The organism is Pseudomonas sp. NBB, from assembly GCF_032701105.1.
Classification (GTDB): domain Bacteria; phylum Pseudomonadota; class Gammaproteobacteria; order Pseudomonadales; family Pseudomonadaceae; genus Aquipseudomonas; species Aquipseudomonas asiatica.
In genome coordinates this window covers 5,753,304-5,770,100 of sequence record NZ_CP103994.1, presented here as the reverse complement: position 1 = coordinate 5,770,100, position 16,797 = coordinate 5,753,304, and the positions used below count along the sequence as shown (strand labels likewise).

Sequence of the window (16,797 nt, the reverse complement as noted above, 5' to 3'; positions counted from 1 at the left end):
GTTTCCTTACTGCGCTGGCGACTGCTCGGGCTCGGACTGCAGCTCGGGTTGCTGCTCCTGCGTCGGGGCCGGCTTGGCTTTTGGCTGGTACTGGTGCGACTTGTGGCTGGCCTTGCCGTCCTTGCCGTCTTCAGGCAGGTACAGCGGGCCTTTCTGGCCGCAGGCCGAAACGAGGCAGGCAACAGCGACCAGCGCCGCGAGGGAGGAAATCAGGCGCTTCATGGGTGAAATCCTTAGAAATATGCAGTATTGCGCCCGAGTATACCGAGCGACCGACGGCTTGCCTATGCAAGGGCCGGCCCGCCGGGCGGGCTATTCTTACCGCCTGCAAGGGCCCTTTCGCGGCTGAAGCCGCTCCCACCTCGACCGCATTGGCCTCACGCCATGTGCAGTACTGTAGGAGCGGCTTTAGCCGCGAAGGGGCAAGTGAAGGTAGCGGCTAAACCTTTGCATTCGGCGGCAAGCGCCCGTATCTTGCCGGGCTTGCCTGTAACGCAGCCAATTTCGAGGTTCCTGCAATGAGTTTGAGTGAAGCGCGTTTCCATGATCTGGTCGACGCGACCCAACAGGCCCTGGAAGACCTGTTCGACGAGAGCGGCCTGGACCTGGACATGGAGAACTCCGCTGGTGTCCTGACCATCAAGTTCGACAATGGCAGCACGCTGATCTTCAGCCGCCAGGAGCCGCTGCGCCAGCTGTGGCTGGCCGACCGTTCCGGCGGTTTCCACTTCGACTACGACGAAGAAAGCGGCAAGTGGGTGTGCGAGAAGAGCGAGGAGCTGCTGGGCGAAATGCTCGAGCGCATCGTCTGGGAGCGGGCCGGCGAGAAGCTGGACTTCGACGAGATCTGACATGAGCAGTACCCAGGCCCGGCCGCCCAAACCGCTCTACAGCAACGTCAGCCCCGCCGTGCCGTCGCCGTGCATCAGCGTTTGCCGGCTGGACGAACAGCGGGTGTGCACAGGTTGCCACCGGCATGTCGAGCATATCCGTGAATGGCGTTCGGCCGATGACGAACGGCGCCGGCAGATTTGCCGCGAGGCCCAGGCCCTGCGCGACCAGGCTAAGGCACACTGATCGCAGGGGCTTGAGTATTTACCCGGCTGTGGTAACGTCGGGTTCTGCGTCGGTGACGCCAAAGCCTTCACAAACCCCGCCCTTGGGCGGGGTTTTGCTTTATCTGCACGATGAAAACCGCCTGTTCAAAGGAGTCTGACTGGATCATGAGCACCAAGCCTTCCCTCATCCTCACCCGATTGGACGTACAACGTCTGGAGCGTCTGATCGACAGCCTCGACGAGAGTACGCCGGGTGTGCTCGCCCTGCAGGGCGAGCTGGACCGCGCCGAGCAGGTGGTCGGTCACGAGGAAGTCCCGGCTGGTGTGGTGACCATGAACTCGCGCGTGCACTGCCGTGAGGAAGCCAGCGGCAAGGACTACCACCTGACCCTGGTGTACCCGAAGGATGCCGGGCCGGAAGGCAAGGTCTCGATCCTGGCACCGATCGGTTGCGCCTTGCTGGGGTTGTCGGTGGGCGAACAGATCGACTGGCCGGCCCCGGGGGGCAAGACCCTCAAGCTGAAGCTGCTGGAAGTGGAATACCAGCCGGAAGCGGCGGGGGATTTCGACTTGTAAGGGCCAGGGGGGCCGCTGTGGGAGCGGGTTTACCCGCGAAGAAGGCGACGCGGTGTATGGCACCGGCTTCGCCGGTGTTCGCGGGTGAACCCGCTCCCACATGTGTCCCCCGGCAACTCAGGATCCTTCTGCCAAAACCTGCTCCAACCCCTCGTTCAAAGCCTGCTCCAGCTCCCGCTTGTAGCGCAGGTACAGCTGCGTCGACCCCAGCTGGTCATCCAGCAACTCGGACAAATCCAGGTCCGTGATGTAGCAGCGGTACTGCCCTGCACCACGTCGCTGCCCGATGATCTGCCGGGCCACCACCGCATACAACTGCTCACCATGCTCCAGTTCGGAAAACTCCTGCTGGTCGCAATACAGCGTCACGTGCGCCGCGCCTGCCACCCCGGCCTGGATGATCGCCTGCACCTCATAGTAAGGCTGGTCACTACCCTCGACCGGCGCCTGGCGCGGCTCGATGCTGCGCGCCTTGCCTGGCCCGGAAGGCAGCAGTTGCGCGTAGTGGATGTCCAGTGATGCCGCGCGCTGGGTGTCCAGCGGCAGCTGGGCATCACGGCGCATCACCACCGAGCGCAGAAAACGCTGCAGCGGCAACAGCAAGTGAGCTTCGTCGTGCAGCGGCAGGCGTTGCTGCCACAGGGCATTGTATTCATCCAGCACGTACAACTCGGCCCAGCCACCCTGCAGGCGGTAGAACACCTGGATGCAGAAAGGCCGGCCTTGCTCCAGCACCAGGTGCAGGTCGTGGTCCTGCAGGGCGTTGGCGTCCAGGTACAGTGGGCTGTAGGCGCTGCGTTCTTCGCCCAGATGGTTCAACAGTGCCTCATGTTCGGCCAAGGTGGTGAGGCCGACATGCCCGGCCATCAGCTCCAGCACATGGGTGTGCTGGGCCACCTGCAGCAGGTAGCGGTGGTTCAGGCCTTGGTCCAGCAGCAGTTGTACGGTGTCGAATATTTCCTCCACGCGTTGGCCGATGGCCTGGGCGCGGCTCTGGCAGAAGCAACGCACCCGCACCTTCGGCCGGTGTCCGCGCGGCACGGGGCTGTTGAGGAAGTCGCGCAGGCAGCGCACCAGTGCGTGCTCGCCGTCATAGCGCTGGACCAGCACTTCGTTCCAGCTGTTGAGGATGACCTGGTCCAGCGTCAGGACCAGGTTTTCGCGCACGCCTGCGTAGCTCAAAGAGTCGGTGCGCTCGGTGGTCATCAGGATGTTCAGGTCGCGGTGGTGGCGCAGCGGGTCGATGGCGACGTTGACCAGCAACAGCACCTCGTCGGCAACGCTCGGCTGCAACAAGCGCACCTCGCTGACGGTCGGCAAGGGCAGGGGAATGCTCTGCTGCAGGCAGCCGATCAGGTTGAATAGCTCGAATTCGCTGAGGTCGCTGACACCTGGGTGCAGCGCCAGGCGCGTGCTGCTGTCGATCACTCCATTGCGATAAGCCCAGGTCAGCAACTCGAGCACCTCGCGGCAGCGTTTGAGCGGGCTGAAGTGGTCCACCTCATGGGGGCTCAGGTTGCCGGTGTACAGCTCCCAGTGATGGCTGCCGGGCTCCTTGCGATTAGGCGCTTGTACCAGGGTCAGGGTGCCTTCGGCCAGGTCCGGGGCGATACCGGGGTTGATGACTTCGACCTTGCCGGCGCGGCGCTCGAAGGCGGCGTAAAGGCGCCGGCCCAGCACATTGAGATCGCGTTGGTCGGCGCGGCTGCTGGCGTTCTGGGTGCGAGCGAACTGGCTGAGAAATCGGTAGCTATGGTTCAGTTCGGCCACCAGTTCACGGCGCTCGATGGCAACCTGCTGCACCTTCCATTGATTGCGACTGTCCAGCAGGGCCAGCTGGCGCTCGTCCCAACCCCATTCGTCGGCCAGGCGCTGCAACAGCCGGCGTTGCCAGCCATTGGCCCGGGTCGGGTCGCTGAGCTTCTTGTTAACCTTCAGGTACAGGCTGCGCCGCACCAGCTCTAGGCGCGCGTGTTCGCCACGCTGCAGCAGGTAGCGCTCGATGCGCCGGTACACCATCACGTAGGGGTCCAGCTCGTCAAGGTCTAGCTGGTTGGCGAACACTGCCTGCTTGTAGTCCAGGCTCAGGCAGCGAACGGTGGGGTGCTCGCTGGCATAGGCCTCGGTCAGCAGCAGCTTGAGCAGCGACTTGTAGGGCGAGTCGATGCCTTTGAACAGCTGCCACAAGCCGGCGCCGACGAACTCGCCGGGCGGGATGTGCGCCAGGTTGCCGAGATCGAGGGCGTCCTGGCTGCGGATGAAACGCTTGGACAGCAGGGTCTGGGTATAGGTGTGGTAATCGTGTTCCTGGTAGACCGGCACCAGCCACCACAGTGGCGTGCGCCCGGCCAGCCAGATAGTGGTGCGGTAGAACTCGTCCAGCAGCAGATAGTGCTGGGTGGTGCCGCAATCGTCGGAGCCGAGCTGGCCTTCGCGCTGGCCTTGGGCGAAACCTTGCGTGTCGATCAGGAAGAAGTGCGCCTCGGCACCCAGGCTTTCCGCCCATGCCTCAAGCAGCTGGCATTTGCGGCGCAGTTCGTCCAGCAGCTCATCGGCCAGGCCCGGGGCGTGGCAAACCCACAGGTCCATGTCGCTTTGCTCGGCTTGGGCCAGTGAGCCCAGGCTGCCCATCAGGAACAGGCCGTGGATCGGCCGCGGCGGATTGCCATGACGGGCCTTGTAGGTGAACGAGCGGGCCAGGCGCTGGGCCTCGACTACCAGCTCGGCGCTTGGCTCGTAGCCCGATACGCCGGCGGGGGTGCTGCCGGAGACATAGCCCGGCAGCAACGGGTGGTTCACATGAAACAGCAGCGGCAGCAGTGTCAGCACCTGTTGCTGGCGCGTCGACAGGCCCTCCAGGGCCCGCTGCAGCCGGCCTTGGTTGAGCCGCAGGAAGCGCGCACGCAATGTCGCCAGGACCTTGCGGTCGATGCCTTCGTCCAGGTCGGGGCGGATTTCGTGGGGGTGGTTCATTGCGCACTCGGCAGGCCAGCGGGGCTGTGGCGAGTGTAGCCTGAGTGGCGAGGTCGGATAAGCGGCAATTGAAATATTGGCGCCATTTTTCCAGCGCCCATGGGTGACTGCTGCAGCTTTCGTTGCGCTTGAGGCATGATGGGGGCCTCAAGCTGATTGCGAGGTTTTCCGATGCGTGTGTGGATCGATGCCGACGCCTGCCCCAAGGCAGCCAAGGATCTGATCGTCAAGTTCGCCCTCAAGCGCAAGTTCGAGGTAGTGATGGTGGCGGGCCAGGCTGTGGCCAAGCCGGCGTTCGCTATCGTGCGCCTGATCGTGGTACCCAGCGGCATGGACGCAGCCGACGATTACCTGGTGGAGCACGCCGTGCCTGGTGAGTTGGTGATCTGCAGTGACGTGCCGCTGGCCGACCGCCTGGTGAAAAAGGGCGTGGCGGCGCTGGACCCCCGCGGGCGCGAGTTCGACGAACGCAACATGGGTGACCGGCTGGCGGCGCGCAACTTGTTTACCGAGTTGCGCGAGCAGGGCCAGGTGGGGGGAGGGCAGGCGCCTTATGGCGAGCGCGAGAAGCAGGCGTTTGCCAATGCGCTGGACCGGATCATCGCCCGGTTGTCCAAACCCTGAAGCGACCCGGCTGGCAGGATGGACACGACGTGTGGGAGCGGCCTTGTGTCGCGAAAGGGCCGCGAAGCGGCCCCAGGATTTTCAGCTTCGCCGCATAAATTGCCGGGGCCGCGCTGCGGCCCTTTCGCGACACAAGGCCGCTCCCACAGGGACCGCGTCAGATTCTGAATCTTGCACCAGTTACTCGTGCGTCAGCTCCAGCACCCGATCCACCAGCTTGTAGATCCCGCCAGCCGCTTCACTGATCGACTTGGCCTCCATGTACGCCGGGGTGGTCACCAGCTTGCGCTGGGTGTCCTCGACAATATCGTGCACATCGCATTCTTCATGAGTGCCACCCATCTTCTGCACGGCCGCCGCAGTGCCAGCGTCGGTACCGATGGTGCAGACCACGCCTGGCCCGTAAATCTTCGCCGCCAGCGCCGGCGAGATGCAGATCAGGCCGACCGGCTTGCAGGCGTCGGCAAAGGCTTCGGCCAGGGCCAGCACATCCGGGTTAACGGTGCAGTTGGCGCCTTCCACGGCAAAGTTGGACAGGTTCTTCGCCGCCCCGAAACCGCCCGGCACGATCAGCGCATCGAACTCTTCGGCCTTGGCCTCGCGGATGTCCTTGACCTCGCCGCGGGCAATGCGTGCCGACTCCACCAGCACATTGCGCGATTCGGGCATTTCCTCGCCGGTCAGGTGGTTGATCACATGCATCTGCGCAATGTTCGGCGCGAAGCACTGCACCTGCGCACCACGCTGGTCGAGGCGCAGCAGGGTGATCACGCTTTCGTGGATTTCGGCGCCGTCATAAACGCCACAGCCGGAAAGAATCACCGCTACTTTTTTTGTCATGCTTTTTACTCCAGTGTCGAGGCGCTAAATGTCCTCTAGTTTGGCAGATGTAGCCATAGGGATTCCTGCAAGCGCGGCCTAATCTTGGCGGATAACGTCTGAGGTCGTACCCATGGACCTGATCCTGCTGGCCGTGCCGTTCTTCTTCGTGCTGATCGCCGTCGAACTGCTGGCCGACCGTGTGCGTGGCCAGCGCAACTTCACCCTCGCCGACTCGATCAACAGCCTCAGCACCGGCGCGCTGTCGACCAGTACCGGGTTGCTGACCAAGGGGGTGGGGTTGGTGACCTATGCGCTGGCGTTCGAGCACATGGCGTTGCTGCGCCTGCCGCCGCAGGCCTGGTGGGTGTGGTTGCTGGCCTTTGTCCTGTACGACTTCTGCTACTACTGGCTGCATCGTCTTGGCCACGAGCGCAACGTGCTGTGGGCTGCGCATTCGGTGCATCATCAGAGCGAGGAGTACAACCTCACCACGGCGCTGCGCCAGACCAGCAGTGGGTTCATCTTCTCGTGGCTGTTCTACCTGCCGCTGGCGTTGCTCGGTGTGCCGCCGCTGGTGTTCATCACGGTGGCATCGCTCAACCTGCTGTACCAGTTCTGGGTGCATACCCGGCACATTCCCAAGCTGGGCTGGTTTGAGTGGGTGTTGATCACGCCATCCAACCATCGCGTCCACCATGCGCAAAATCCTGCTTACTTGGATCGCAATTACGGCGGCGTGTTCATTCTCTGGGATCGTCTGTTCGGCACCTTCAAAGAGGAGGACCCAGCCGAGCCGGTGGTGTTCGGGGTGACCACGCCGCTGGCCAGCTGGAACCCGCTGTGGGCCAACCTGCAGTTCTATGCCCAGCTCTGGCACGACGCCCGGCGCGCCGACAGCCTGTGGGACAAGCTGCGCATCTGGTTCATGCCCACCGGCTGGCGCCCGGCCGATGTGGCCGCACGCTACCCGCAGGCCAAGCAGGAGCTGGCGTTGTTTCGCAAGTTCGAGGTTGCCTTGGGCCGTGCGCAGCAGGCCTATGTGGCGGCGCAATTCGTGGGTTACGTGGCGCTAGGCAGCTATCTGATGGAGGTGGCCGAGCGCGTGCCAACCGCCGCCCTGGTACTTGGCTGGGCGCTGATGGCGTTTGGCTTGTTCGTACTTGGTGCGCTGCTGGAGAACCGACCATGGGCCATGCGCCTGGAGTTGGTACGGTTGCTGGCGAATGCGCCGGCGCTGTACCTGGCAGGCGCACTGGGCCTAGCGGTGGTCGTGCCGCCGACCTGGTTGTTCCTCGTGGCTTACAGCTTGCTCAGCCTCTGGGGCCTGGGCTTTGCCCGCCGCCTTGCGCTCCGCGCGCAACGTGCGGAAGCGCCGGCGCAGCCACAACAGGCCGCCCAGCGCCAACAGGCCACCGAGCACCCATAGCTCGTAGCGCTTCACGTTGCCCAGCAGGCCTTCAAGGATGGCGCCGAAGTGATACGCGGCCGCGCCCAGGGCCACTGCCCAGATGGCCGCGCCGATACCGTTCAGCAGCAGATAGCGGCGTGGCGGGTAGCCGGACAGGCCAATGGCCACCGGCATGACCGTGCGCAAGCCATAGACGAAGCGGAAACTCAGTACCCAGATGTCGGGGTGTCGACGGATGTGGTCCAGCGCCCGGTCACCCATCGCCTGCCAGCGTGGCTTGCGCGCCAGGATCCTGCGCCCGTGGCGGCGGCCCATGAAGTACCACAGCTGGTCGCCGGCATAGCTGCCGAAAAATGCCACCAGACACACCAGGTTTATGTCCATGTAACCGCGGAACGCAAGGAATCCTGCAAGCACCAGGATGGTCTCGCCTTCGAAGAAGGTGCCTAGAAAAAGGGCGAAGTAGCCGAAATCCTGCAGGAATTGTTGAAGCATTTTCTGAGGTGCTGGCGAAATGAACGCGAAGCCTACCCCTTCGCGCGCGTTCGTGAAAGTGTCCAGATGTGTCTCGACATGAACAATTCCTGCTTGGAGAATGCCAGAAGCCACGCGCCACGGCTTGCCCTGGCATGTAACACAGGCGTCATAATGGGCGCTTATCTTGCCGCTCAATAGATGATAGGGCGTTAACGTCCTCAGGAACGCCAGATGAATAATGAAGTGCTAACCCCTGTCGCGATCAAGGATGCTCAGGAACTCCCCGAAGAGATGGTGCAGACCCCGCCAGACCTGCCGCCAGCGCCCCTGCCTGCCGAACCGGTGGCAGAGACTGCGGCCCCGGCCCCTGCGCCGGCCCCGGCGATCGTCATCCCAGGCCTGGACGACAGCAGCCTGTACATTCATCGCGAACTCTCGCAGCTGCAGTTCAATATCCGTGTGCTGGAGCAGGCGCTGGACGAGAACTACCCGCTGCTCGAACGCCTCAAGTTCCTGTTGATCTTCTCCAGCAACCTCGACGAATTCTTCGAGATCCGCGTTGCCGGCCTGAAGAAGCAGATCAACTTTGCCCGTGAACAGGCCGGTGCCGACGGCCTGCAGCCGCACCAGGCGCTGGCGCGTATCAGCGACCTGGTGCACAGCGAAGTGGAGCGCCAGTACGCGATCCTCAACGACGTGCTGCTGCCCGAGCTGGAAAAGCACCATATCCGCTTCATCCGCCGGCGTTACTGGACGCCCAAGCTCAAGACCTGGGTGCGCCGCTACTTCCGCGACGAAATCGCCCCGATCATCACTCCGATTGGGCTGGACCCGACCCACCCGTTCCCGCTGTTGGTGAACAAGAGTCTCAACTTCATCGTCGAGCTCGAGGGTGTCGATGCCTTCGGCCGCGATTCGGGCCTGGCGATCATCCCGGCACCGCGCCTGCTGCCGCGGGTCATCCGGGTGCCGGAAGAGGTGGGTGGCCCGGGCGCCAACTACGTGTTCCTGTCGTCGATGATCCACGCGCACGCCGACGACTTGTTCCAGGGCATGAAGGTGAAGGGCTGCTACCAGTTCCGCCTGACCCGTAACGCCGACCTGGCGCTGGACTCCGAAGAGGTCGATGACTTGGCCCGCGCCCTGCGCGGCGAGCTGTTCTCGCGCCGCTACGGTGACGCCGTTCGCCTGGAGGTGGCCGACACCTGCCCGAAACACCTGTCGGACTACCTGCTCAAACAGTTCAGCCTCAGCGAAAGCGAGCTTTACCAGGTCAACGGCCCGGTCAACCTTACCCGCCTGTTCAGCATCACTGGCCTGGACAGCCACCCCGAGTTGCAGTACACGCCGTTCACCCCGGCGATCCCCAAGCTGCTGCAGAACGCCGACAACATATTCAGCGTGATCGGCAAGCAGGACATCCTGCTGATGCACCCGTTCGAGTCCTTCACCCCGGTGATCGACCTGCTGCGCCAGGCCGCCAAGGACCCGCACGTGCTTGCCGTGCGCCAGACCCTGTACCGTTCCGGGGCCAACTCGGAAATCGTCGATGCGCTGGTGGACGCGGCGCGTAACGGCAAGGAGGTCACTGCGGTGATCGAGTTGCGGGCGCGCTTCGACGAAGAGTCCAACCTGCAGATGGCCAGCCGCCTGCAAGCGGCCGGTGCGGTGGTGATCTACGGCGTGGTCGGCTTCAAGACCCACGCCAAGATGATGCTGATTCTGCGCCGAGAGCACGGCGAGATTGTGCGTTATGCGCACCTGGGCACCGGTAACTACCACGCCGGCAACGCCCGTCTGTACACCGACTACAGCCTGCTGACCTCCGACGACGCCCTCACCGAGGACGTCGGCAAGCTGTTCAGCCAGTTGATCGGCATGGGCAAGACCCTGCGCATGAAGAAGCTGCTGCACGCGCCGTTCACCCTGAAGAAGGGCATGCTCGACATGATCGCGCGGGAAACCCAGTTCGCCCTCGAAGGCAAGCCGGCGCATATCATCGCCAAGTTCAACTCGCTGACCGATGCGAAGGTCATCAAGGCGCTGTACAAGGCCAGCCAGTCGGGCGTGAAGATCGACCTGGTGGTGCGTGGCATGTGCTGCCTGCGCCCAGGCATTCCGGGGGTTTCGCACAACATTCAGGTGCGCTCGATCATCGGCCGCTTCCTCGAGCACACGCGGGTGTTCTACTTCCTCAATGGCGGCGAAGAGCAGATCTACCTGTCCAGTGCCGACTGGATGGAGCGCAACCTCGACAAGCGCGTCGAAACCTGCTTCCCGGTGGAAGGCAAGAAGCTGTTGCTGCGGGTGAAGAAGGAGCTGGAAGGCTACCTGACCGATAACACCCACGCCTGGACCCTGCAGCCGGACGGGCGCTATGTGCGCAGCACGCCGACCGGCAACCAGAACCCGCGCAGTGCCCAGGCGACCCTGCTGGAGCGCCTGAGCAACCCGGTCCTCAACGTACGCTGAGGACGAAGCCGACCCGGGCCAGCCACTCCGCCTCGTTGGCGAAGTCGGCCTGGGTCAGCTGGTTCTGTTCCAGCCAGCCCTCCGGGAAGGCGACATCGAGGCTGCTGTCGGCAGCCTTGAGCTCGACCTTCGGCATCTGCTGATTGCCACGGATGTGGTGGAACAGGATGGCGAAGCGCAGCAGCACGCACAGGCGCAGCAGCTTGACTCCTTCCTCGCCCAGTTCGGCGATCTTGTCCTTTGGGATGTTGCGGCGATGGCCGCGTACCAGCAAGGCCATCATCTGCTGGTCCTCGCGGGAGAAGCCCGACAGGTCGGAGTGCTCGATCAGGTAGGCGCCGTGCTTGTGGTAATGGTAGTGGGCGATATCCAGGCCGATTTCGTGCACTTTCGCCGCCCAGCCCAGTAGATCGCGCCAGTTCCCGTCTTTGAGGTCCCACGCGTCGGCCACCTGGTCGAAGGCGTGCAATGCCTTGCGCTCGACGCGTGCAGCCTGGCCCTGATCCACGTGGTAGCGCTCCATCAGCGAGTTCAGGGTGCGTTCGCGCACATCTTCGTGGTGGTGGCGGCCCAGCAGGTCGAACAGTACGCCTTCGCGCAGGGCGCCGTCGCAGTGGTCCATGCGCTGCAGTTCCAGGGCATCGAAGATCGCTTCGAGAATCGCCAGGCCCGCCGGGAAGATGGTGCGGCGGTCCGGCTTGACGCCTTCGAAGTCGATCTTGTCGACCTCTCCCAGCTTGAACAGCTTGCGCTTGACCCAGGCCAGCCCTTCGGCGTTGACCTCGCCATTGCCCAGGCCGCCTGCCTTGATGGCGGCGCCGATGGCACGAATGGTACCGGACGAGCCGATGGCCTCGTCCCAGGTCAGGCGGTGCAGGGCATTCTCGATGCTCATCAGCTCCAGGCGCGCGGCGGTGTAGGCCTGGGCGTAGCGGGCCGGGGTTATTTTGCCGTCGCGGAAGTAGCGCTGGGTGAAGCTTACACAGCCCATCTGAAGGCTTTCGCGCAGCAGCGGCTCGAAGCGCTGGCCGATGATGAACTCGGTACTGCCGCCACCGATATCGGCCACCAGGCGCTTGCCGGGGGTATCGGCCAGGGTGTGCGACACGCCCAGGTAGATCAGGCGCGCTTCTTCACGGCCGGAGATCACCTCGACCGGGTGGCCAAGGATGGCTTCGGCGCGCTGGATGAATTCGTTGCGGTTGCGCGCTTCGCGCAAGGCGTTGGTACCGACGATGCGCACGGAGCCTGCCGGCATGCCGTTGATCAGTTGGGAAAAGCGCTTGAGGCAATCCAGGCCTCTTTCCATTGCCTCTTCACTGAGCATGCGTTCTTCGTCGATGCCAGCGGCCAGCTGAACCTTCTCGCCGAGCCGCTCGAGAATGCGGATTTCGGTATGGTGGGCCTTGGCCACGACCATGTGGAAGCTGTTGGAGCCAAGGTCGATGGCGGCAATCAGGGACAGGTTCTTCGCGATGGTATGCGGCATGATCTGGTTTTTCTCGGTCGTTAACCCGGCAATCGTGCCACGATAGCAGGCTGTCGCCAACGCGTGGTACACAGCCATTGAGCTGGCCTTGATGCAAGGCAATGTGCCATTCGATGCTATGACGTTTGTATGACAGTTTCGATTCGTGGCGTCTTGCACAACTATAGTTACACTCAATCGTCCGTGGCTTCCTGTCGGGCGTGGGTACGGCTATCATGGGCCACGTTTTTTTGCTTACGACCCTGGAGATATCCATGAGCAGCGATCTGATCAAACATGTCACCGACGCCTCCTTCGAAGCCGATGTCCTTAAGGCCGAAGGCGCCGTACTGGTCGACTACTGGGCTGAATGGTGCGGTCCATGCAAGATGATCGCTCCGGTACTGGACGACATCGCCTCCACCTACGAGGGCAAACTGACCGTCGCCAAGCTGAACATCGACGAGAACCAGGAAACCCCGGCCAAGCACGGCGTGCGTGGTATCCCGACGCTGATGCTGTTCAAGAACGGCAACGTCGAAGCCACCAAGGTCGGCGCCCTGTCCAAATCGCAGCTGGCCGCGTTCCTCGACGCCCACCTGTGATGTGAAAAAGCCCCGCAGATGCGGGGCTTTTCTTTGCCCGAAGGGCCTGTGGGAGCGGGTTTACCCGCGAATTCGATGCCGAACCCGCTGCCGCCTTCGCGGGTAAACCCGCTCCCACATGGCACGATTTACCCGGTCAAAACCACTAGACGTCGAAAAAAGCAAGTGTTACATTCGGCCTCGCACTGCTTCTCCAGTGCCCTCTACACGCCGTCGCCGAAGCATCCCTAATTCGAATCAGTACGCGATCTTGTCGCCATCTAGCGGCGCGGCCTCATTAAGCCAGAAGCTTAATTCTCCCTTCTTACATGATTACGTCATTCCCCTTATGAACCTGACTGAACTCAAGCAAAAGCCGATTACCGATCTTTTGGAAATGGCCGAACAGATGGGCATCGAAAACATGGCCCGTTCGCGCAAACAGGACGTGATTTTCGCCCTGCTGAAGAAGCACGCGAAAAGCGGCGAAGAGATCTCGGGTGACGGCGTGCTGGAGATTCTCCAGGATGGTTTCGGTTTCCTGCGTTCGGCTGATGCGTCCTACCTGGCCGGCCCTGACGATATCTACGTCTCGCCCAGCCAGATCCGCCGCTTCAACCTGCGTACCGGCGACACCATCGTCGGCAAGATCCGCCCGCCGAAGGAAGGGGAGCGTTACTTCGCCTTGCTGAAGGTCGACACCATCAACTTCGACCGCCCGGAAAACGCGAAGAACAAGATCCTGTTCGAAAACCTGACGCCGCTGTTCCCGAACAAGCGCCTGAAGATGGAAGCCGGTAACGGCTCCACCGAAGACCTGACCGGCCGCGTCATCGACCTGTGCGCCCCGATCGGCAAAGGCCAGCGTGGCCTGATCGTTGCTCCGCCGAAAGCGGGCAAGACGATCATGCTGCAGAACATCGCGGCCAACATCACCCGTAACAACCCCGAGTGCCACTTGATCGTCCTGCTGATCGACGAGCGCCCGGAAGAAGTGACCGAAATGCAGCGCACCGTGCGCGGCGAAGTGGTTGCCTCCACCTTCGACGAGCCGCCAACCCGCCACGTGCAGGTTGCCGAAATGGTAATCGAGAAGGCCAAGCGCCTGGTCGAGCACAAGAAGGACGTGGTCATCCTGCTGGACTCGATCACCCGTCTGGCGCGTGCCTACAACACCGTGATCCCGAGCTCCGGCAAGGTACTGACCGGTGGTGTCGACGCCCACGCCCTGGAGAAGCCGAAGCGCTTCTTCGGCGCCGCGCGTAACATCGAGGAAGGCGGTTCGCTGACCATCATCGCTACCGCGCTGGTCGAAACCGGCTCGAAGATGGACGAAGTGATCTACGAAGAGTTCAAGGGCACCGGCAACATGGAGCTGCCTCTGGACCGCCGCATCGCCGAGAAGCGCGTGTTCCCGGCCATCAACATCAACCGCTCCGGTACCCGCCGCGAAGAGCTGCTGACTGCCGACGACGAGCTGCAGCGCATGTGGATCCTGCGCAAGTTGCTGCACCCGATGGACGAAATCGCCGCCATCGAGTTCCTGGTCGACAAGCTCAAGCAGACCAAGACCAACGACGAGTTCTTCCTGTCGATGAAGCGCAAGTAAGCGTTTCAGGCCGGAATTTATGGGGCCGCTTCGCGCCCCATCGCGACACAAGGCCGCTCCTACAGGATTACGCATTCCCTGTAGGAGCGGCCTTGTGTCGCGATGGGGCGCGAAGCGGCCCCAAGTCATTTTTGGCTATTAAGCACTGAACGGCGCTACACTCTGCACCCCCGACCGATACGGCCAACATGAGGCTTCTGCATGCAGTATCGCGACTTGCGCGACTTCATCCGTGGCCTGGAACAGCGCGGCGAGCTCAAGCGCATCCAGGTTCCGATCTCCCCCGTCCTGGAAATGACCGAGGTCTGCGACCGCACCTTGCGTGCCAAGGGCCCTGCATTGCTGTTCGAAAAGCCCACTGGCTTCGACATCCCGGTGCTGGGCAACCTGTTCGGCACCCCGGAACGTGTGGCCATGGGCATGGGTGCCGAGTCGGTCGATGAACTGCGGGAAATCGGCAAGCTGCTGGCCTTCCTCAAGGAGCCCGAGCCGCCGAAGGGTCTGAAGGATGCCTGGTCCAAGCTTCCGATCTTCAAGAAAGTCGTGTCGATGGCGCCGAAAGTGGTCAAGGACGCGGTGTGTCAGGAAGTGGTCATCGAGGGCGATGACGTCGACCTCGGCGCTCTGCCAATCCAGCACTGCTGGCCGGGCGACGTGGCACCGCTGATCACTTGGGGCCTTACCGTCACCCGCGGCCCGAACAAGGACCGTCAGAACCTGGGCATCTACCGCCAGCAGGTTATCGGCCGCAACAAGGTCATCATGCGCTGGCTCAGCCACCGTGGCGGCGCCCTGGACTACCGCGAATGGTGTGAGAAGAACCCTGGCCAGCCGTTCCCGGTCGCCGTGGCCCTGGGCGCCGACCCGGCCACCATCCTCGGCGCCGTGACCCCGGTGCCGGACACCCTCTCCGAGTATGCCTTTGCCGGCCTGTTGCGTGGCAACCGCACCGAACTGGTCAAGTGCCGGGGCAGCAACCTGCAGGTACCGGCCACCGCCGAAATCATCCTGGAAGGCGTGATCCACCCGGGCGAAATGGCCCCGGAAGGCCCGTATGGCGACCACACCGGCTACTACAACGAAGTGGACAGCTTCCCGGTGTTTACCGTCGAGCGCATCACCCATCGGCAGAAACCGATCTACCACAGCACCTACACCGGCCGCCCGCCAGATGAGCCGGCGATCCTCGGCGTGGCGCTGAACGAAGTGTTTGTGCCGATCCTGCAGAAGCAGTTCCCGGAAATCGTCGATTTCTATCTGCCACCGGAAGGCTGCTCGTATCGCATGGCGGTGGTGACCATGAAGAAGCAGTACCCGGGCCACGCCAAGCGCGTGATGCTGGGTGTGTGGTCGTTCCTGCGACAGTTCATGTACACCAAGTTCGTTATTGTCACCGATGACGATATCAATGCCCGTGACTGGAATGACGTGATCTGGGCCATCACCACACGCATGGACCCCAAGCGTGATACGGTGATGATCGACAACACCCCGATCGACTACCTGGACTTCGCGTCACCGGTATCCGGGCTGGGGTCGAAGATGGGCCTGGATGCCACGCACAAGTGGCCGGGCGAGACTACACGCGAATGGGGACGGGTCATCGTCAAGGACGAAGCCGTCACCCGCCGTATCGATGAGCTGTGGGATCAGTTGGGAATAGATTGATGCAGGTAACGTTGCAGCCGTCCGGGGCGGTGCTGGCGCTCGAACCCGGGGAACGGATCCTGGATGGAGCGCGGCGGCTGGGCTATGACTGCCCGAACAGCTGCCGCAATGGCAATTGCCATGTCTGCGCCGCGTTGTTGGTCGAAGGCCGGGTACGCCAGGACGGTGAAGTCCGCGACCATGGCGAGCTGTTCACCTGCATTGCCGAACCGCTGGAGGACTGCGTGTTGCTCTGGGATGGTGTGCTCGCCCTTGGCGAGCTGCCGGTGCGCAAACTGGCGTGCAGTGTCAGTGAGTGCGTCGAGGTCGGTGGCGACGTCTGGCGCGTGCGGTTGCGCGCGCCGGCTGGCAGGCCGCCGCGCTATCACGCGGGGCAGTACCTGATGATCGAGCGCGAAGGCGGCAAGCAGGCGGCGTTTTCGCTGGCTTCCGCACCCCATGCCGGGCGCGAGCTGGAGCTGCATGTGCTGGCGCGCGAGCCCAGTGCGCTGCAACTCATCGAGCAGCTCAAGCGCGACGGCCTGGCGCGCATTGAAATGCCGTTCGGTGACACCCACCTGGCCGAGTTGCCCGATGGGCCGCTGGTGCTGATCGCTGCTGGCACCGGCATGGGTCAGATGCACAGCCTGGTCGAGCATTGCCGGGCACAGGGTTTCAAGCACCCGGTGCACCTGTACTGGGGCGTGCGTCGGCCCGAGGACTTCTACCAGATCGAGCACTGGGACGAATGGCAGCGCCTGCCCAACCTGTTCCTGCACCAGGTGGTCAGCGACCTGTGCGGTTGGGAAGGCCGTTGCGGCATGCTGCATGAGGCGGTCTGCGAAGACATCGCCGATCTCAACAGCGTGCATGTATATGCCAGCGGCTCGCCGAACATGATCTATGCCACGCTCGACGCCTTGGTCGAAGCCGGCATGGATGCGCATCGCATGCGTGCCGATGTGTTTGCCTACGCACCGCGCGGCTAATAACTGGAGTTTGAAAGTATTGGTATAAGGCGGTAATTGTTACCGCCTTGGCTAATAACTTTCACAGTTGCTGAAACAGTACTTTCCAGT

14 protein-coding genes and 1 pseudogene are annotated in these 16,797 nt (G+C 62.9%); 10 read left to right on the top strand and 5 right to left on the bottom strand.

Annotated elements, in window-relative coordinates; translation table 11 throughout:
* Positions 1 to 6: 6 nt before the first annotated feature.
* On the bottom strand, positions 7 to 222 hold the full coding sequence (gene lptM, locus NY023_RS26570) for an LPS translocon maturation chaperone LptM (RefSeq protein WP_004375542.1): 216 nt from the start codon (positions 220 to 222) through the stop codon (positions 7 to 9).
* Between the two features lie 296 nt (positions 223 to 518).
* Between lptM and cyaY the strand changes: the two genes are divergently transcribed.
* The 3 genes from cyaY (at position 519) to rnk (ending at position 1,634) form a co-directional block, all read left to right on the top strand.
* On the top strand, positions 519 to 851 hold the full coding sequence (cyaY, locus tag NY023_RS26565; RefSeq protein WP_004375540.1) for an iron donor protein CyaY: 333 nt from the start codon (positions 519 to 521) through the stop codon (positions 849 to 851).
* A gap of 1 nt (position 852) precedes the next feature.
* Complete coding sequence (locus NY023_RS26560) at positions 853 to 1,077, top strand: DUF1289 domain-containing protein (protein WP_013974742.1); 225 nt, start codon at positions 853 to 855, stop codon at positions 1,075 to 1,077.
* A gap of 146 nt (positions 1,078 to 1,223) precedes the next feature.
* Positions 1,224 to 1,634 (top strand): nucleoside diphosphate kinase regulator, encoded by a 411-nt coding sequence (gene rnk / locus NY023_RS26555; protein WP_023661830.1) that lies wholly within the window; start codon positions 1,224 to 1,226, stop codon positions 1,632 to 1,634.
* Between the two features lie 117 nt (positions 1,635 to 1,751).
* Here the strand turns inward: rnk and NY023_RS26550 are convergent, their stop codons facing one another.
* Positions 1,752 to 4,607: a class I adenylate cyclase gene (locus tag NY023_RS26550; RefSeq protein ID WP_013974740.1), complete on the bottom strand. Its 2,856-nt coding sequence runs from the start codon at positions 4,605 to 4,607 to the stop codon at positions 1,752 to 1,754.
* A 171-nt stretch (positions 4,608 to 4,778) separates the two neighbouring features.
* Between NY023_RS26550 and NY023_RS26545 the strand changes: the two genes are divergently transcribed.
* A complete protein-coding gene (locus NY023_RS26545; protein WP_013974739.1) occupies positions 4,779 to 5,231 on the top strand; it encodes a YaiI/YqxD family protein in 453 nt (150 codons plus the stop codon).
* 180 nt (positions 5,232 to 5,411) lie between these two features.
* Here the strand turns inward: NY023_RS26545 and elbB are convergent, their stop codons facing one another.
* Complete coding sequence (elbB, locus tag NY023_RS26540) at positions 5,412 to 6,071, bottom strand: isoprenoid biosynthesis glyoxalase ElbB (RefSeq protein ID WP_013974738.1); 660 nt, start codon at positions 6,069 to 6,071, stop codon at positions 5,412 to 5,414.
* Positions 6,072 to 6,183: 112 nt separating this feature from the next.
* Here elbB and NY023_RS26535 point away from each other — a divergent pair.
* A pseudogene (locus NY023_RS26535) lies at positions 6,184 to 6,762 on the top strand (sterol desaturase family protein); the annotation flags it as partial.
* Between the two features lie 549 nt (positions 6,763 to 7,311).
* Here the strand turns inward: NY023_RS26535 and NY023_RS26530 are convergent.
* A complete protein-coding gene (locus NY023_RS26530; protein ID WP_015272245.1) occupies positions 7,312 to 7,956 on the bottom strand; it encodes a DedA family protein in 645 nt (214 codons plus the stop codon).
* Positions 7,957 to 8,169: 213 nt separating this feature from the next.
* On the opposite strand from NY023_RS26530, the gene ppk1 reads away from it, so the two are divergent.
* The gene (gene ppk1, locus NY023_RS26525) at positions 8,170 to 10,410 is read left to right on the top strand and encodes a polyphosphate kinase 1 (protein ID WP_013974735.1); all 2,241 of its coding nucleotides are present in this window, start codon (positions 8,170 to 8,172) and stop codon (positions 10,408 to 10,410) included.
* Here ppk1 and ppx read toward each other — a convergent pair.
* Positions 10,397 to 11,899 carry an exopolyphosphatase gene (ppx, locus tag NY023_RS26520; RefSeq protein ID WP_004375529.1) on the bottom strand — a complete coding sequence of 501 codons (1,503 nt, stop codon included), beginning with the start codon at positions 11,897 to 11,899 and terminating at the stop codon, positions 10,397 to 10,399. The two genes, ppk1 and ppx, sit on opposite strands and share 14 nt — an antisense overlap.
* A gap of 254 nt (positions 11,900 to 12,153) precedes the next feature.
* Between ppx and trxA the strand changes: the two genes are divergently transcribed.
* The 4 genes from trxA (at position 12,154) to NY023_RS26500 (ending at position 16,707) form a co-directional block, all read left to right on the top strand.
* A complete protein-coding gene (trxA, locus tag NY023_RS26515) occupies positions 12,154 to 12,483 on the top strand; it encodes a thioredoxin TrxA (protein WP_003253660.1) in 330 nt (109 codons plus the stop codon).
* A 328-nt stretch (positions 12,484 to 12,811) separates the two neighbouring features.
* Complete coding sequence (gene rho, locus NY023_RS26510; protein WP_003253661.1) at positions 12,812 to 14,071, top strand: transcription termination factor Rho; 1,260 nt, start codon at positions 12,812 to 12,814, stop codon at positions 14,069 to 14,071.
* 201 nt (positions 14,072 to 14,272) lie between these two features.
* A complete protein-coding gene (ubiD, locus tag NY023_RS26505; protein WP_013974733.1) occupies positions 14,273 to 15,739 on the top strand; it encodes a 4-hydroxy-3-polyprenylbenzoate decarboxylase in 1,467 nt (488 codons plus the stop codon).
* Positions 15,739 to 16,707, top strand: coding sequence for a CDP-6-deoxy-delta-3,4-glucoseen reductase (locus NY023_RS26500; protein ID WP_013974732.1), 969 nt, complete (start codon positions 15,739 to 15,741; stop codon positions 16,705 to 16,707). The genes ubiD and NY023_RS26500 overlap by 1 nt, the downstream gene beginning before the upstream one ends.
* Positions 16,708 to 16,797 lie beyond the last annotated feature (90 nt).

What these genes read in the sequence shown, in the direction of transcription:
- lptM (WP_004375542.1), bottom strand. Translation starts at nt 222, where the DNA reads ATGAAGCGCCTGATTTCCTCCCTCGCGGCGCTGGTCGCTGTTGCCTGC.
- cyaY (WP_004375540.1), top strand. Translation starts at nt 519, where the DNA reads ATGAGTTTGAGTGAAGCGCGTTTCCATGATCTGGTCGACGCGACCCAA.
- NY023_RS26560 (WP_013974742.1), top strand. Translation starts at nt 853, where the DNA reads ATGAGCAGTACCCAGGCCCGGCCGCCCAAACCGCTCTACAGCAACGTC.
- rnk (WP_023661830.1), top strand. Translation starts at nt 1,224, where the DNA reads ATGAGCACCAAGCCTTCCCTCATCCTCACCCGATTGGACGTACAACGT.
- NY023_RS26550 (WP_013974740.1), bottom strand. Translation starts at nt 4,607, where the DNA reads ATGAACCACCCCCACGAAATCCGCCCCGACCTGGACGAAGGCATCGAC.
- NY023_RS26545 (WP_013974739.1), top strand. Translation starts at nt 4,779, where the DNA reads ATGCGTGTGTGGATCGATGCCGACGCCTGCCCCAAGGCAGCCAAGGAT.
- elbB (WP_013974738.1), bottom strand. Translation starts at nt 6,071, where the DNA reads ATGACAAAAAAAGTAGCGGTGATTCTTTCCGGCTGTGGCGTTTATGAC.
- NY023_RS26530 (WP_015272245.1), bottom strand. Translation starts at nt 7,956, where the DNA reads ATGCTTCAACAATTCCTGCAGGATTTCGGCTACTTCGCCCTTTTTCTA.
- ppk1 (WP_013974735.1), top strand. Translation starts at nt 8,170, where the DNA reads ATGAATAATGAAGTGCTAACCCCTGTCGCGATCAAGGATGCTCAGGAA.
- ppx (WP_004375529.1), bottom strand. Translation starts at nt 11,899, where the DNA reads ATGCCGCATACCATCGCGAAGAACCTGTCCCTGATTGCCGCCATCGAC.
- trxA (WP_003253660.1), top strand. Translation starts at nt 12,154, where the DNA reads ATGAGCAGCGATCTGATCAAACATGTCACCGACGCCTCCTTCGAAGCC.
- rho (WP_003253661.1), top strand. Translation starts at nt 12,812, where the DNA reads ATGAACCTGACTGAACTCAAGCAAAAGCCGATTACCGATCTTTTGGAA.
- ubiD (WP_013974733.1), top strand. Translation starts at nt 14,273, where the DNA reads ATGCAGTATCGCGACTTGCGCGACTTCATCCGTGGCCTGGAACAGCGC.
- NY023_RS26500 (WP_013974732.1), top strand. Translation starts at nt 15,739, where the DNA reads ATGCAGGTAACGTTGCAGCCGTCCGGGGCGGTGCTGGCGCTCGAACCC.